Below are 16,591 nucleotides of genomic sequence, written 5' to 3'. Positions count from 1 at the left end.
CCAATATCGCTCCATCCATCTGCGCCGCACCAGTAATCATGTTCTTTACATAATCCGCGTGACCAGGACAATCTACGTGAGCATAATGACGGGCCGCTGATTCGTATTCAACATGCGCCGTGGAAATCGTAATCCCGCGCTCTCTCTCTTCCGGCGCCGCATCAATCTGGTCATACGCCTTCGCCGTACCACCATACTTCTTCGCCATAATCGTCGTAATCGCCGCCGTCAGAGTCGTCTTACCATGGTCAACGTGACCTATCGTCCCCACATTCACGTGCGGCTTCTTTCGCTCAAATTTTTCCTTCGCCATTTCAGTACCTCGTTAACTTTATTGTTTCTTAATAATCGCATCGGCTATATTTGCCGGAGCTTCAGCGTATTTTGCAAACTCCATTGTATAAGTTGCACGCCCCTGTGTTGCAGAGCGTAAATCCGTTGAATACCCAAACATTTCTGCAAGTGGCACTTCAGCACGAATAATACGTCCGGCAGGAGATTCATCCATCCCTTGAACCATGCCTCTACGTCGACTCAAATCACCCATGACGTCACCCATGTAGTCTTCGGGTGTGACAACTTCAACACTCATAATAGGCTCAAGTAATACTGGGCTGGCCTTTAGTGCACCTTGTTTGAAACATTGTGACCCTGCTATTTTAAACGCCATTTCACTTGAATCTACTTCGTGAAACGAACCATCAAACAAGGTAACCTTAACATCAACAACTGGATAGCCGGCAATAACACCATTTTGTAATTGCTCTTGCACACCTTTATCAACGGCAGGAATATATTCCTTAGGTATAACACCACCAACGATGGCATTAACAAATTCGTATCCTTCGCCCCTTGGCTTAGGCTCAATTTTAAGCCATACATGACCATACTGACCACGTCCACCAGATTGACGCACAAATTTACCTTCTTGCTCAACGGAATTCTTTAATGTTTCACGATAAGCAACTTGCGGTTTACCGACATTCGCTTCGACTAAAAACTCACGGCGCAGACGATCAACAATAATCTCAAGATGCAACTCACCCATTCCTTGAATGATGGTTTGTCCGCTTTCTTCATCCGTATGAACTCTGAATGATGGGTCTTCCTGAGCTAACTTACCTAATGCGATTGATAATTTTTCTTGGTCTGCTTTGGTTTTTGGTTCAACAGCAACAGCGATCACCGGATCAGGGAAATCCATTTTTTCTAGTGTGATTATGGAATTGGTATCACACAACGTATCACCCGTTGTAACTGTTTTTAAACCAACAGCAGCTGCAATATCACCGGCATGTACTTCTTTAATTTCTTCCCTGGAGTTTGCATGCATTTGCAGCAATCGTCCAATTCGTTCTTTTTTATCTTTGACTGGATTGTATACAGTATCACCAGATTTCAATACCCCTGAATACACACGAAAATAAGTCAAAGTACCTACGAACGGGTCTGTCGCAATTTTAAATGCGAGTGCTGAAAATGACTCATCGTAGGATGTTTTTCTAAACGCTTCTTCGCCAGACTCTTCCACACCTTTTACAGGTGGGATATCAAGAGGCGACGGCAAGTAATCAATCACACCATCAAGCACAGCCTGTACGCCTTTATTTTTAAAGGCAGAACCGCAAAAGACGGGCACAATTTCATTGTTAATTGTACGTCGACGTAATGCAGATTTAATCTCGTCTTCCGTTAATGATTCACCTTCCAAATATTTTTCCATCAATGCCTCAGAATCTTCCGCCGCAGCTTCAATAATTTCATTACGCAATTCTTCACACGACTTGCGAAGATTTTCTGGAATCTCTTTATATTCAAATTTCATCCCGCGGCTTTCTTCATCCCAGTAAATGGCTTTCATTTTTACAAGGTCAATAACCCCTTTAAACTCTTCTTCTGCCCCAATAGGCAACTGGACAACAACAGGAGTGGAGCCAAGACGCTCTTTAATCTGCTTTACCACACGCAGAAAATTAGCACCCATACGATCCATTTTATTTACAAAAACAATACGAGGTACACCATAGCGATCGGCTTGCCGCCATACGGTTTCAGATTGTGGTTCAACGCCTGATACAGAATCAAACACCACAACCGCCCCATCCAGCACACGAAGTGAACGCTCAACTTCAATCATAAAGTCAACGTGTCCAGGGGTATCAATGATATTAATGCGATGAGGCTTGTATTGCTGATCCATTCCAGGCCAATAGCAAGTCGTAGCTGCGGAAGTAATTGTGATTCCACGCTCTTGCTCCTGGACCATCCAATCCATGGTTGCTGCACCTTCATGAACCTCACCAATTTTGTGGGAACGGCCGGTATAAAACAACACACGTTCCGTCGTCGTCGTTTTCCCCGCATCAACGTGCGCGGCGATGCCAATATTTCTGTATAGTTCCAATGGTGTAGTTGACACGGGCTATCTCTCTCTAATTCCATCTAAAATGGGCAAATGCCTGATTTGCTTTTGCCATTCTATGGGTCTCTTCACGTTTTTTCACAGCCGAACCTTTGGTTTCAAACGCATCGACCAGCTCGCCAGCAAGCCTCATCATCATACCTTTTTCTCCGCGCGAACGAGCGGCCTGCACAATCCAGCGCATACCTAATGCTATGCTACGCTCCAGACGAACTTCAACCGGAACTTGGTAAGTGGCACCACCAACACGCCTAGAACGGACTTCTACCGTTGGTCTCACATTATCAAGAGCTTGTTCAAAAAGCCGCAAAATGGGGCTTGAACTACCGGTCGAACTACCACCTTCATCACCGTTTTCGTCGTCCGATTTTTTCATTTTTTTTAAGCGCTCTTCCATAATTGTAAGCGCTCCATAGGTAATTTTTTCAGCAATGGATTTTTTTCCATTAACCATTAAAACGTTTATAAATTTTGCCAACAGCTCACTATGATGCTTTGGATCTGGCAGAATTTCACGTTTTGGGACTTCTCTTCTTCTTGGCATATTTCAATTCCTAAAAATCAGATTATTTCTTATCTTTGGGTTTCTTAGTTCCATACTTAGAACGTCCTTGTTTTCGATCATTTACACCAGACGTATCTAAACTACCTCGTACGGTATGATAACGAACACCAGGTAAGTCTTTAACACGGCCACCACGAATGAGAACAACGGAGTGTTCTTGTAGATTATGGCCTTCACCGCCAATATAAGAGGTTACTTCATACCCATTTGTTAAACGTACCCGCGCAACCTTACGCATGGCTGAATTAGGCTTTTTAGGTGTTGTTGTATAAACACGAGTACAGACCCCTCTACGTTGTGGGCAAGATTCCAATGCTGGAACGTTACTTTTTCTTCTGGCGTTCACTCGAGGCTTTCTTACCAACTGATTAATAGTAGCCATTTATTGTTAACTCCGAACTTTAGCTTGAGATTATTTCGTATGCATAAGGAGGCCGGATTCTATAAAGGTCCAGCCAGTTTGTCAAGTACAAACCGGTCGGACCTTTAACTTATACACTCATTACAACGATGATGAGACGCTATTTCATGTAATTGTCATAACATACAGCAACATGAACATTTCACAAACCATACATTTCATAGTAATCAATGTAAATGTTAATCCGCCCTCTTTATCCAATATCAATGCTCATGATTATCCGCATTCAATGCTTCACTGAGCGCATGTTCCACATCACTTGCTGAAACAACATGGGTTGTCTGCTCAGCGCCTGAGATTTTCGCACGCTTTGCTTTACGTCTCTGATGGTATGCATAACCCGTTCCTGCGGGGATCAACCTCCCTACCATGACGTTTTCCTTTAAGCCACGTAAATCATCAATTTTTCCACTAACCGCAGCCTCCGTGAGTACACGTGTTGTCTCTTGGAAAGAGGCAGCAGAAATAAAGGATTCCGTTGCAAGAGATGCTTTAGTAATTCCTAGTAACATAGGAGTACCATCTGCTGGCATTTTTCCTTCACTGATTAGCCTATCGTTTTCTTGCAGCATTGCTGTCTCTTCAACTTGTTCACCCGCCAAAAATCTTGAATCACCCGGGAAGGTTATTATCCGTTTGCGCAGCATCTGACGAACGATGGTTTCAATGTGCTTATCATTAATTTTAACGCCCTGCAATCGATAAACATCTTGAACCTCATTAACGATATAATTTGCAAGAGCACCAACCCCCAACAATCGCAAGATATCATGAGGATTAGGCGGTCCATCCGCTACCATTTCACCTTTTTCAACGTGTTCACCTTCAAACACCGAAATATGTCGCCATTTAGGAATCAATTCTTCGTGGGATTCATTTTCCGATGCAGTAATAATCAGGCGTCGCTTACCTTTTGTTTCTTTTCCAAAGCTTACCACTCCAGATATTTCAGCCATCACGGCAGAATCTTTTGGTTTTCTTGCTTCAAAAAGATCAGCAACGCGAGGAAGACCTCCTGTAATGTCGCGTGTTTTTGACCGTTCCTGAGGAATACGTGCAATGACATCACCAACACTGACATGATAACCGTCTTCAAAATTAATAATCGCATCAACAGGAAGATAATATTGAGCGGGCACATTAGTTCCTGCCAGGAATATATCTTCACCATCATCAGAAACCAGTTTAACCATCGGCCGTAAATCGCGACCTGCACCACCACCTCTTTGTTTTGCATCAATGACCACAATATTACTCAAGCCCGTAAGCTCATCTGTTTGACGATTCATAGTTAAACCATCAATCAAGTCGACAAACTTAAGCTTTCCACCAACCTCAGAAATCACTGGATGAGTATGAGGATCCCAAGTTGCAATAACTTGTCCTGCCTCCACCGCAGAATGGTCATGAACTGATAAAACAGCGCCATAAGGTAATTTATAACGTTCTCGCTCGCGACCAAATTCATCTGCTACGGTTACTTCTCCTGAACGTGACACGGCCACAAGGTTTCCATTGTCGTTTGTTACTGTTTTAATATTATGCAGCCGAATAATGCCTTTATTTTTTACTTGAATATTATTGGCGGCCGTGGCCCTTGAAGCAGCACCACCGATATGGAAAGTACGCATCGTTAACTGAGTACCTGGCTCACCAATGGATTGCGCAGCAATAATACCTACTGCTTCTCCAGTATTTACTAAATGCCCGCGCGCTAAATCACGGCCATAGCATTTGGCACATAATCCAAAACGAGTCTCACATGTAATTGGAGAACGTACATAGACTTGGTCGACACCAATTTTTTCCAGCCGCTCTACCCATTCCTCATCAAGCAAGGTTCCTGCGGTAACAATTGGTTCTTTTTCGTTGGGAACATAAACATCTACTGCTACTACACGTCCAAGTACGCGTTCATGCAACGGCTCAACAATATCACCGCCTTCAATCAGTGGCTGCATTAATATGCCTTTATCCGTGCCACAATCATCTTCAGTAATAACCACATCTTGAGCCACATCAACAAGACGCCGAGTTAAATATCCTGAGTTGGCGGTTTTTAACGCAGTATCTGCCAAACCCTTACGTGCACCGTGAGTTGAAATAAAATATTGAAATACATTCAATCCTTCGCGGAAATTGGCGGTAATAGGTGTTTCAATAATTGAGCCATCAGGTGCCGCCATCAGACCACGCATTCCTGCCAACTGTCGTATCTGAGCAGCAGAACCCCGCGCTCCGGAATCCGCCATCATGAAAATAGGGTTAAAGGAATCTTGTCGAGTTAATTTACCCTCTTTATCAGTCACCTCTTCCGTTGCAATTTTAGTCATCATTGATTTAGCCACCATTTCATTAGTTCGCGACCAAATATCAATAACCTTATTGTACCGCTCGCCATTGGTTAACAAACCTGAACGAAACTGAGACTCGATCTCACGTACTTCATTATCGGCTTGTTCAATGATAGACGCTTTATCGTCAGGTATTTCCATGTCTTCGATACCAATCGAAGCGCCTGCGCGAGTGGCGTATTTAAAGCCCATGTACATCAGCTGATCGGCAAAAATAACAGTCTCTTTCAAACCATAGTTACGATAACAGCTATCCACCACTTTAGAGATGGCTTTTTTCGTCATAGGTTTGTTTATGTAGGAAAACGGCATTCCATTAGGGAGAATATCCGCAAGAATAGCTCGTCCAACCGTCGTCTCTACCAACTGGGCATCGCCTGAAGATTTATCCACAGGCATGCGGATTTTAATCTTGGCATGAATATCAACATATCCATCTTCATAAAAATTTTGCGCTTCCTGAGCACTTGCAAAAATTTTACCTTCGCCAAGAGCATTGACTCGCTCACGAGTCAAATAATACAAGCCCAACACAACGTCCTGGCTTGGAACAATAATAGGCTCACCATTGGCTGGTGACAAAATATTATTGGTCGACATCATCAAAGAGCGAGCTTCTAACTGAGCTTCAATCGTCAATGGCACGTGTACCGCCATCTGGTCGCCGTCAAAATCAGCGTTATAAGCTGTACAAACCAAAGGATGTAGTTGAATTGCTTTCCCTTCAATAAGAACCGGCTCAAACGCTTGAATTCCCAAACGGTGCAACGTTGGCGCACGGTTTAATAGGATCGGATGCTCACGAATAACATCTTCCAGTATATCCCAAACAACAGGCTCTTCTCGTTCAACCATTTTCTTTGCCGCTTTAATGGTTGTGGCCAGTCCGCGAAATTCCAATTTGCTGAAAATAAATGGCTTAAATAATTCCAAAGCCATCTTTTTAGGCAACCCGCATTGATGAAGGCGCAGCGTTGGTCCAACGACAATAACAGAACGCCCTGAATAATCCACGCGTTTACCCAGCAGATTCTGTCGAAAGCGACCTTGCTTCCCTTTAATCATATCAGCCAACGACTTCAAAGGTCGTTTGTTCGTACCGGTGATTGCTCGTCCTCTACGACCATTATCAAGCAGTGCATCAACCGATTCTTGCAACATCCTTTTTTCATTACGAACGATAATATCGGGTGCATTCAAATCTAACAATCTTTTCAGGCGGTTATTACGATTGATGACTCGTCGATATAAATCATTTAAATCAGACGTTGCAAAACGACCACCATCCAGCGGAACCAATGGTCTTAAATCTGGGGGCAAAACAGGTAAAACATTCATGATCATCCATTCAGGCTTGTTCCCTGAATCATAAAAAGCTTCCAACAACTTAAGCCGTTTAGTAATTTTTTTAATTTTTGTTTCAGAATTTGTTGTCGGTAACTCTTCACGCAATGACTTAATTTCTTCTTCTAAATCAATCTGTTTTAACAAGTCACGAATGGCTTCGGCACCCATTCTGGCGTCAAATTCATCGCCGTACTGCTCCATTGCATCCAGATAAGCTTCATCATTCAATAATTGCCCACGCTCCATCTCGGTCATGCCGGGATCAACAACTACAAATGCTTCGAAATATAAAACACGTTCTATATCTCTTAATGTCATATCAAGCAGCAAACCAATACGAGACGGCAGTGACTTTAGGAACCATATATGCGCCACAGGACTTGCTAGCTCAATGTGGCCCATTCGCTCACGCCGTACTTTAGCCAAAGCAAGCTCAACGCCGCATTTTTCGCAAATAACACCACGATGCTTCAGACGCTTGTACTTACCGCATAAGCACTCATAATCTTTGATAGGGCCAAATATTTTTGCACAAAATAATCCATCGCGTTCAGGCTTGAATGTACGATAATTGATGGTTTCCGGTTTTTTTACTTCACCATAAGACCAAGAGCGAATCAAATCAGGTGAAGCCAGAGCAATTTTAATTGCATCAAACTCTTCGCTTTGACCTTGTTGTTTGAGCATGCCGAGCAAATCACTCATTACTGGTGCTTTATTCATGGGTTCGTTGCCTAGATTAGCCAAGTTTATGCCTCCAAAAAATGGTCAGTCAGAATTCATTACTGTTCAATCATGATCTAATTCGATATCAATGCCTAATGCCCTGATTTCTTTAAGCAATACGTTAAAAGATTCAGGCATTCCGGGATCCATACGATGATCACCATCAACAATGTTTTTATATATCTTGGTTCGTCCTCCAACGTCATCTGATTTTACCGTTAACATTTCCTGCAACGTATAAGCCGCACCATAAGCTTCCAGTGCCCATACTTCCATCTCCCCAAAGCGCTGCCCACCAAATTGAGCCTTTCCACCAAGAGGTTGCTGGGTAACTAGACTATATGAGCCTGTTGAGCGAGCATGCATTTTATCATCAACCAAATGGTTCAGCTTAAGCATGTACATATAACCAACAGTAACTGGATTATCAAATTTTCTACCAGTTCGACCATCAACCAGCGTCGTTTTACCATCTCCCGGCAAATCAGCCAGATGCAACATGGCTTTGATTTCAGCTTCGCTCGCACCATCAAAAACCGGTGTTGCCATGGGCACGCCGTTTCTAAGGTTCTTAGCAAGCTCAAGCATTTCTTCGTCATTTAAGCCGTCCAAATTAACGCGCTTTTTCTCATCATGATTATATATCTTGTTAATATAATCTCTGAGATCGGACATAGGATGCTTATTATCCAGCATTTTTCCAATGCGTAATCCTAAGCCTTTTGCAGCCATTCCCAAATGAGTTTCAAGAACCTGGCCAATATTCATACGTGACGGCACACCTAATGGATTGAGGACGATGTCAACCGGTGTACCATCTTCCATATATGGCATATCTTCCACTGGCACAACAATAGATATAACACCCTTGTTTCCATGGCGACCAGCCATTTTATCCCCAGGCTGTATGCGTCTTTTCACAGCCAAGTAAACCTTGACAATCTTTAACACGCCAGGAGCCAAATCATCACCTTGAGTAATTTTCTTACGACTATCATTAAATCGTTTTTCAATTTCTTTAGCCAGAGACTCCAATTGCTTGGATAATTGTTCAAGTTGTTGGCTTACTGCATCGTCTTCTACACGAATATCAAACCATTTTTCCCGCTCAAGTTTCTTTAAATAATCTTCAGTGATTTTCGATCCGGATTTTAAGCTGCCAGGGCCTCCAGTAGCCGTTTTATTCAGCAATAACGCATGCACGCGATGATAAATGTCTTCTTCACGGATGCGTCGTTCATCAATTAAGTCTTTTCGTACCCGCGCAAGATGCTCTTCTTCGATGCTTTTGGCACGTGCATCTTTCTCTAGTCCATCACGAGTAAAGACTTGTACATCAATGACAGTACCATTCATTCCTGAAGGCACACGCAATGATGAATCTTTTACATCAGAGGCTTTTTCACCAAAAATGGCTCTTAACAATTTTTCTTCAGGCGTCAATTGCGTTTCGCCTTTTGGCGTCACTTTACCAACGAGAATATCGCCAGCAGCCACTTCAGCACCAATGTAAACAACGCCGGATTCATCCAAATTAGCTAATGCTGATTCTCCTACATTGGGTATGTCAGAAGTAATTTCTTCTGTGCCCAATTTTGTGTCACGTGCGATGCAAGTCAGTTCTTCAATATGGATCGTTGTGAAGCGATCATCGTGAACAATGCGTTCAGAAATTAAAATAGAATCTTCGAAATTATAGCCATTCCAAGGCATAAACGCGACCAAAAGATTCTGCCCCAACGCCAACTCGCCCATGTCCGTACATGGACCATCAGCCAAAATATCACCACGTCTAATATGATCGCCTTTGGCAACAATTGGGATTTGATTGATGCATGTATCCTGATTTGATCGGAAATATTTAGTTAGGTTATAAATATCAACCCCTGTTTCACCAGCGGATGTTTCATCATCGTTAACACGCACCACAATACGTGCAGCATCAACAAGATCAATGACACCACCACGTTTTGCCACGACGCATACTCCTGAGTCAGATGCAACATCACGCTCCATTCCAGTGCCAACCAGCGGCTTTTCAGAACGCAATGTCGGAACGGCCTGCCGCTGCATGTTGGACCCCATCAAAGCACGGTTAGCATCATCATGTTCCAAAAATGGAATCAGAGAAGCAGCGACTGACACAATCTGTTTCGCCGAAACATCCATATAATTAATTTTATCTGGCGTAGTCAGAGAAAATTCGTTCTGATGTCGACAAGGAACCAAATCCGCTAAAATTTTACCATTTTCATCGACGGCTACGTTAGATTGTGCAATATATTGATCAACCTCTTCGATGGCAGAAATGTACTCAATTTCATCAGTAACGCATCCATCAACCACTTTCCTGCATGGTGTTTCAATAAATCCATAATCATTTGTCCTTGCGTATACGGATAACGAATTGATCAGTCCGATATTTGGACCTTCAGGCGTTTCAATCGGACAAACTCGGCCATAGTGCGTTGTATGGACGTCACGAACCTCAAATCCAGCTCTTTCACGCGTCAAACCTCCTGGGCCTAATGCAGAAACACGACGCTTATGAGTTACTCCTGACAATGGATTTACCTGATCCATAAATTGCGACAGTTGACTTGAGCCAAAAAACTCTTTTACTGCAGCAGACACCGGCTTGGCATTAATTAAATCTTGAGGCATAAGATTTTCTGACTCAGCCAGACTCAACCGTTCTTTTACCGCACGTTCTACGCGAACCAAACCGACACGGAATTGATTTTCAGCCATTTCACCGACGCTGCGTACGCGACGGTTTCCTAAATGGTCAATGTCATCAACCATACCAATACCATTGCGAATATCGATTAATGTCTTAATGACAGCCAGTATATCTTCCTTAGTCAGCGTTCCGGGACCATGATCGTCTTTACGACCCACTCTTCGATTAAACTTCATGCGTCCAACTGCCGAAAGATCATAGCGATCTTCAGCAAAGAAAAGATTTTTAAATAATGCCTCAGCAGCTTCTTTTGTCGGTGGCTCTCCTGGCCGCATCATTCGATAAATTTCTACTAAAGCTTCTAACTGATTTGATGTTGGATCGACGCGAATTGTATCTGATATATAAGAACCGTGATCCAATTCATTCGTGTAAATCATTTCAAACGCGTGAATCCCATGGTCAATAATGGAATCCAATAGATCGCTTGTAATTTCATCGTTTGCCAGAGCAATGGCTTCTCCCGTTGACGTATCAACGATGTCTTTGGCAAGAACTTTACCAATCAAGTAATCATGAGGAACAACAAGAACACTCATATTATTCTTTTCCATTAACTTAATATGCCGTGTTGTTATCCTTCTTCCTTCTTCAACAATGATTTCTCCCGTATTTGGCGCAGCAATATTAAATAATGCGATTTCACCACGTAAGCGTGAAGGAATAAGATCAATATGAAATTCACCATTTTTCAGATGACAAGCCGTGGTTTCAAAAAATTCGGCAAGTATAGATTCCGTTTCATAACCCAGCGCCCGCAACAAAATACTAACCGGTAATTTTCGACGACGGTCAATACGCACAAAAACACAATCTTTGGGATCAAATTCAAAATCAAGCCAGGAACCACGATAAGGAATAATTCTAGCGGAATACAACAATTTTCCTGAAGAATGAGTTTTGCCCTTATCATGCTCAAAAATAACCCCTGGCGAACGATGAAGCTGTGACACAACGACCCGTTCTGTACCATTAATAACAAACGTTCCCACATCCGTCATTAATGGAATTTCGCCCATAAATACATCCTGCTCACGGATATCTTTAATAGGTTTTTCATCCCCCGCCGCATCTTTATCAAGGACAACCAGTCGCACTTTAACCCTCAATGGAGCAGAATAAGTTAATCCTCTCAACTTACATTCTCGTACATCGAAAGCCGGCTCGCCTAAACTGTAGCCAACATATTCAAGCCTTGCATTACCAGAAAAGCTATGGATTGGAAAAACTGACACAAAAGCGGCATGTAAACCAGTTTTTTCTTGTTCGCTTGTCCCAGTATCGGCCTGAATAAAATCTCGATAAGATTTCAGCTGAATGTCAAGCAGATTTGGAATTTCCATCATATCCGCTTGTTTACCAAAGCTCTTGCGAAATCGTTTTTTCTCAGCATGTGAATATTGCGGGTTAGCAACTGCTTCGGCCATTAGGAGTTCCTCTATAAATTATTGAAGATTTCAAACACGTAAACCCAGCCATGAAAACATGGCTGGGTCATCAATTATGATTTATCGAAATTACTTAACGTCGACAGAAGCACCAGCTTCTTCAAGCTGCTTTTTGATATCAGCGGCTTCGTCTTTAGAAACACTTTCTTTAACGGTTGATGGTGCGCCTTCAACTAAGTCTTTAGCTTCTTTTAAGCCAAGACCAGTAATAGCACGGATTGCTTTAATGACACCAACTTTATTATCACCGAAACTGGTCATAACAACGTCAAATTCAGTTTTTTCTTCAGCGGCACTGGCAGATGCAGCAGCAGGGGCGGCAACGGCAACAGCAGCAGAAGCGGCAGAAACATTAAACTTTTCTTCCATTGCTTCTATTAACTCAACGACCTCCATGACAGACATATTAGATATAGTTTCCAGGATCTCATTTTTTGATACAGCCATTTCTAGCTCCTAAATTTAAATTATTTAATAGATTATCGGCTTAGCTCGCTTTTTTATCTTTGATTGCCACCACAGTCCTTACCAATTTAGCGTGAGGTTCTGAAAGGGTGCGAACAAATTTCTCGATTGGCGCTTTCATTACAAACATCAACTTAGATATCGCTTCATCTCTAGTCGGCAGGCTTGCCACAGCATCAAGTTGCTCTGCACCATACACCTTGCCACCTACGGATAAAGCTTTAATCTCAAGCTTTTCACATGATTTTGTAAATTCCTTTAGTAATCTTGCTGCATCACCAGGAGATTCCAATGATAAAGCAATAAATAAAGGACCAACCAGCAAATTGCTCAAGCAAGCAAAATCTGTTTTTTCAAACGCTCTGCGAGTTAATGTATTGCGTACAACACGCAGATAAACTCCTGTTTTCCGTGCTTCTGCACGAAGCTGAGTCATCTGATTAACAGTTAAACCACGATAATCAGCAACCACTGCCGAAATAGCCTTTGAAGCAACATTGGTCACTTCTTCAACAACGGCCTTTTTTGCAGCTAATGTTAATGTCACGTTACTGACCTCCTAAGTTATTCAAATCTCATGGATTTGACTGTTATGGTGGCCGTCTCTGAGTTGTCCCGGAGTCCGGTTCACCGTCTGCGCAGGATATTAAGCATAAGCACCTGCGGTCTTCGACGGCATTGAACCAATGTCTATGCCGTGAATGCTTTCAAAATGGGTGGTTATTTTACATGGCAATTGATGCGGGATCAATAGTCAATCCTGGTCCCATGGTTGTAGATAACGTTATTTTTTTGATGTACACACCCTTTGACGAAGAAGGCTTTGCTTTCTTTAAATCCACCAACAATGCCGCAACATTCTCAATCAAATCATCAGCATCAAAATCAATTTTACCAACCGTACAATGGATAATGCCATTTTTATCGGTTCGATACCGTACTTGGCCTGATTTTGCATCTTGCACCGCTGCTTCAACGTTCGTTGTCACAGTTCCAACTTTTGGATTAGGCATTAGCCCTCTTGGACCTAATATTTGTCCTAGTTGCCCGACAATTCGCATTGCATCTGGTGTTGCAATAACAACATCAAAGTTAATCTCGCCATTTTTGACCTGCTCAGCTAAATCTTCAAAGCCTACTATATCGGCACCAGCATTTTTTGCCTTTACAGCATTGTCACCCTGAGCAAATACAGCAACACGAACCGTTTTTCCGGTTCCTTTTGGAAGATTCGTTGATGCTCGAACAACTTGGTCAGATTTACGTGGATCAACACCTAAATTTACAGCAACATCAACGCCTTCACGAAATTTTGAACTTGCAAATTCTTTTAAGACAATAATTGCTTCAGACGCTTTATATAAATGATTAGGTAGAACTTTTTCTCTAATCTTTTTCTGTTTTTTACTTAACTTTGCCATGGTAACCTCTTACTCTATGCCTTCAACTTCAATGCCCATGCTACGTGCCGTGCCAGCAATACTGCGTACTGCTGCATCTAAGCTTGCTGCCGTCAAATCCGGCTCTTTCGTCTTAGCAATTTCTTCAAGTTGAGAACGTTGAAGTTTGGCAACTTTTTTAGTATTGGGTGTACCGCTACCGCTTTGTATCCCAGCGGCTTTCTTTAATAAAACAGAAGCAGGTGGTGTTTTAGTTATAAAAGTAAAACTACGATCACTATAAACGGTAATAACAACAGGAATTGGTAATCCTTGCTCCATAGATTGGGTACTGGCATTAAATGCCTTGCAAAATTCCATAATATTCACCCCACGCTGACCCAGTGCTGGTCCTACTGGAGGACTTGGATTAGCTTTTCCTGCTGGTATTTGTAACTTAATATAAGCTTCTACTTTTTTAGCCATTTTGACTCCTCATTTGGGTATAGCGCTATTTCATCGTTCAATTACTTTAGCTTCCCGGGTTAAACGTATTTAAAAATATACGTTAAATTTTACCATCAGGTTTTTTCTACCTGACTAAACTCTAATTCTACTGGTGTAGAACGTCCAAAAATCAATACAGCCACACGCAGCCGATTTTTTTCATAATTTACTTCTTCAACAACACCATTAAAATCAACAAATGGACCTTCTTTAACACGCACTACTTCTCCAGGCTCAAACAATACCTTCGGTTTTGGTTTGGTTACGCCTTCTTCCACGCGTTGCATGATTGCATGCGCTTCCTTATCCGAGATAGGCGTGGGCGTTTGACCAGTACCGCCAATAAATCCTAAAACTCGAGGTATAGCACGTATCATATGCCAAGTTTGATCATCCATAACCATATGAACCAGTACATAACCTGGAAAAAACTTACGCGTACTCTTACGCTTTTGTCCAGCACGCATCTCGACGACCTCTTCAGATGGCACGACAATTTCGCCAATCTTATCTTCAAGATGGTGGTGCTCCACACGTGATTTTATTTCGCGCATAACAAAATTTTCATAGCCTGAATAGGCATGCACAACATACCATTGTTTGGTTTTCTGTTCTTCCACCTTGATCAACCTAAATGCGTTATTTTTCCAATTGCCCACATCATTCCTGTATCAATGCCCCAAAGTATCAGACCTGTTACAGCAACCATAATCATAACGATTGATGTGGTTTGTATTGTTTCCTGGCGACTTGGCCACACAACTTTTTGTAACTCTACTTTTGATTCTTTTGCGAATGAATAAACTTGTCTGCCTTGTGTTGTAAAAAATCCCAAAGCAAATATCAATACCAGCCAACCTACCCATATCAGTGCTTTTATCGGGGTTGAAAAATGAAAATAGTAAGTCCCAAAGAATGCAGCGGCAGTTGCCAAGATCATTGCCATCCATGATAAAACATCACGAGGCATCATTTTGGATTTATTTACGTTTTTCATATTTTCTTTTAATGTTGGCAGGCCAGGAGGGAATCGAACCCCCAACCTGCGGTTTTGGAGACCGCCGCTCTGCCAATTGAGCTACTGGCCTAATTTTAGGCTTTCTGCACCATGAAGGCACAGAAAGCAACGTTCGAGCAAATCCACTTATAAGTTTATTACTCAATAATTTTGGCGACGACACCTGCGCCTACGGTACGACCACCTTCACGAATAGCAAAACGCAGCCCTTCATCCATTGCAATAGGTGCATGCAAACTGACAACCATTTGAACGTTATCACCAGGCATCACCATCTCAGTGCCTTCTGGAAGGTCGCAAGTACCTGTTACATCTGTCGTTCTAAAGTAAAACTGCGGACGATAACCATTAAAAAATGGCGTATGACGTCCACCTTCATCCTTAGATAGAACATAAACTTCCGCTTCAAATTTCGTGTGAGGCTTAATGGTACCAGGCTTCGCTAACACTTGACCGCGCTCAACTTCATCACGCTTCGTACCACGCAACAACACACCAACGTTATCGCCAGCTCGACCTTCATCAAGCAACTTGCGGAACATCTCAACACCCGTGCATGTCGTCTTGACCGTGTCACGTATGCCAACAATCTCAACTTCTTCACCAACTTTGACAATCCCACTTTCAACACGTCCAGTAACAACCGTACCACGTCCAGAAATCGAGAACACATCTTCAATCGGTAACAAAAAGCTCTTGTCTATATTACGAACCGGTTCAGGAATATAAGAATCCATCGTCTCAACCAGTTTCTCAATCGATGGAACACCAATCTCACTCGTATCACCTTCCAGCGCTTTCAAGGCCGAACCAACAATAATCGGTATATCATCCCCTGGAAATTCATACGAACTCAACAAGTCCCGCACTTCCATCTCAACAAGCTCTAACAACTCAGCGTCATCAACCATGTCAGCCTTGTTTAAATAAACAACAATGTAGGGAACTCCTACCTGACGGGATAACAATATATGTTCCCGCGTCTGAGGCATCGGGCCATCCGCCGCTGATACCACCAATATCGCTCCATCCATCTGCGCCGCACCAGTAATCATGTTCTTTACATAATCCGCGTGACCAGGACAATCTACGTGAGCATAATGACGGGCCGCTGATTCGTATTCAACATGCGCCGTGGAAATCGTAATCCCGCGCTCTCTCTCTTCCGGCGCCGCATCAATCTGGTCATACGCCTT

At 42.6% G+C, this 16,591-nt stretch carries 13 protein-coding genes and 1 tRNA gene; all 14 read right to left on the bottom strand.

Annotated elements, in window-relative coordinates:
* A partial coding sequence (locus tag E1O52_RS12745; RefSeq protein WP_242602255.1) for a GTP-binding protein occupies positions 1–313 on the bottom strand: 313 nt, incomplete at its 3' end.
* 18 nt (positions 314–331) lie between these two features.
* Entirely contained in the window at positions 332–2,419 is a 2,088-nt protein-coding gene (gene fusA, locus E1O52_RS12740; protein WP_133129024.1) for an elongation factor G, read from the bottom strand.
* A gap of 13 nt (positions 2,420–2,432) precedes the next feature.
* Positions 2,433–2,966: a 30S ribosomal protein S7 gene (rpsG, locus tag E1O52_RS12735; RefSeq protein ID WP_133129023.1), complete on the bottom strand. Its 534-nt coding sequence runs from the start codon at positions 2,964–2,966 to the stop codon at positions 2,433–2,435.
* 22 nt (positions 2,967–2,988) lie between these two features.
* Positions 2,989–3,369 (bottom strand): 30S ribosomal protein S12, encoded by a 381-nt coding sequence (gene rpsL, locus E1O52_RS12730; RefSeq protein ID WP_133129022.1) that lies wholly within the window; start codon positions 3,367–3,369, stop codon positions 2,989–2,991.
* A 242-nt stretch (positions 3,370–3,611) separates the two neighbouring features.
* Entirely contained in the window at positions 3,612–7,814 is a 4,203-nt protein-coding gene (rpoC, locus tag E1O52_RS12725; protein WP_165474832.1) for a DNA-directed RNA polymerase subunit beta', read from the bottom strand.
* Positions 7,815–7,898: 84 nt separating this feature from the next.
* Positions 7,899–12,005, bottom strand: a complete 4,107-nt coding sequence (rpoB, locus tag E1O52_RS12720; protein ID WP_133129020.1) for a DNA-directed RNA polymerase subunit beta — start codon at positions 12,003–12,005, stop codon at positions 7,899–7,901.
* Positions 12,006–12,095: 90 nt separating this feature from the next.
* On the bottom strand, positions 12,096–12,473 hold the full coding sequence (gene rplL, locus E1O52_RS12715; RefSeq protein ID WP_133129019.1) for a 50S ribosomal protein L7/L12: 378 nt from the start codon (positions 12,471–12,473) through the stop codon (positions 12,096–12,098).
* A gap of 40 nt (positions 12,474–12,513) precedes the next feature.
* On the bottom strand, positions 12,514–13,038 hold the full coding sequence (rplJ, locus tag E1O52_RS12710) for a 50S ribosomal protein L10 (protein WP_133129018.1): 525 nt from the start codon (positions 13,036–13,038) through the stop codon (positions 12,514–12,516).
* 178 nt (positions 13,039–13,216) lie between these two features.
* Positions 13,217–13,912 (bottom strand): 50S ribosomal protein L1, encoded by a 696-nt coding sequence (rplA, locus tag E1O52_RS12705; protein WP_133129017.1) that lies wholly within the window; start codon positions 13,910–13,912, stop codon positions 13,217–13,219.
* A 9-nt stretch (positions 13,913–13,921) separates the two neighbouring features.
* Entirely contained in the window at positions 13,922–14,356 is a 435-nt protein-coding gene (gene rplK / locus E1O52_RS12700; protein ID WP_133129016.1) for a 50S ribosomal protein L11, read from the bottom strand.
* A gap of 95 nt (positions 14,357–14,451) precedes the next feature.
* The gene (gene nusG / locus E1O52_RS12695) at positions 14,452–14,997 is read right to left on the bottom strand and encodes a transcription termination/antitermination protein NusG (RefSeq protein ID WP_165474831.1); all 546 of its coding nucleotides are present in this window, start codon (positions 14,995–14,997) and stop codon (positions 14,452–14,454) included.
* Between the two features lie 5 nt (positions 14,998–15,002).
* A complete protein-coding gene (secE, locus tag E1O52_RS12690; RefSeq protein ID WP_133129015.1) occupies positions 15,003–15,374 on the bottom strand; it encodes a preprotein translocase subunit SecE in 372 nt (123 codons plus the stop codon).
* Positions 15,375–15,389: 15 nt separating this feature from the next.
* Positions 15,390–15,465 (bottom strand) — tRNA-Trp (locus E1O52_RS12685).
* A 67-nt stretch (positions 15,466–15,532) separates the two neighbouring features.
* The coding region (gene tuf / locus E1O52_RS12680; protein WP_133129014.1) for an elongation factor Tu at positions 15,533–16,591 on the bottom strand (1,059 nt) is incomplete at its 5' end.

It is taken from the genome of Legionella nagasakiensis (assembly GCF_900639915.1).
Taxonomy (GTDB): Bacteria; Pseudomonadota; Gammaproteobacteria; order Legionellales; family Legionellaceae; genus Legionella_A; species Legionella_A nagasakiensis.
The sequence above is the reverse complement of the archived record's forward strand: the minus strand, read 5'-3'. Positions and strand labels throughout refer to the sequence as shown.

Bases quoted from the DNA above. Each gene is read 5' to 3' on its own strand.
- rpsG (WP_133129023.1), bottom strand. From the start codon at position 2,966: ATGCCAAGAAGAAGAGAAGTCCCAAAACGTGAAATTCTGCCAGATCCA.
- rpsL (WP_133129022.1), bottom strand. From the start codon at position 3,369: ATGGCTACTATTAATCAGTTGGTAAGAAAGCCTCGAGTGAACGCCAGA.
- rpoC (WP_165474832.1), bottom strand. From the start codon at position 7,814: ATGAGTGATTTGCTCGGCATGCTCAAACAACAAGGTCAAAGCGAAGAG.
- rpoB (WP_133129020.1), bottom strand. From the start codon at position 12,005: ATGGCCGAAGCAGTTGCTAACCCGCAATATTCACATGCTGAGAAAAAA.
- rplL (WP_133129019.1), bottom strand. From the start codon at position 12,473: ATGGCTGTATCAAAAAATGAGATCCTGGAAACTATATCTAATATGTCT.
- rplA (WP_133129017.1), bottom strand. From the start codon at position 13,912: ATGGCAAAGTTAAGTAAAAAACAGAAAAAGATTAGAGAAAAAGTTCTA.
- rplK (WP_133129016.1), bottom strand. From the start codon at position 14,356: ATGGCTAAAAAAGTAGAAGCTTATATTAAGTTACAAATACCAGCAGGA.
- secE (WP_133129015.1), bottom strand. From the start codon at position 15,374: ATGAAAAACGTAAATAAATCCAAAATGATGCCTCGTGATGTTTTATCA.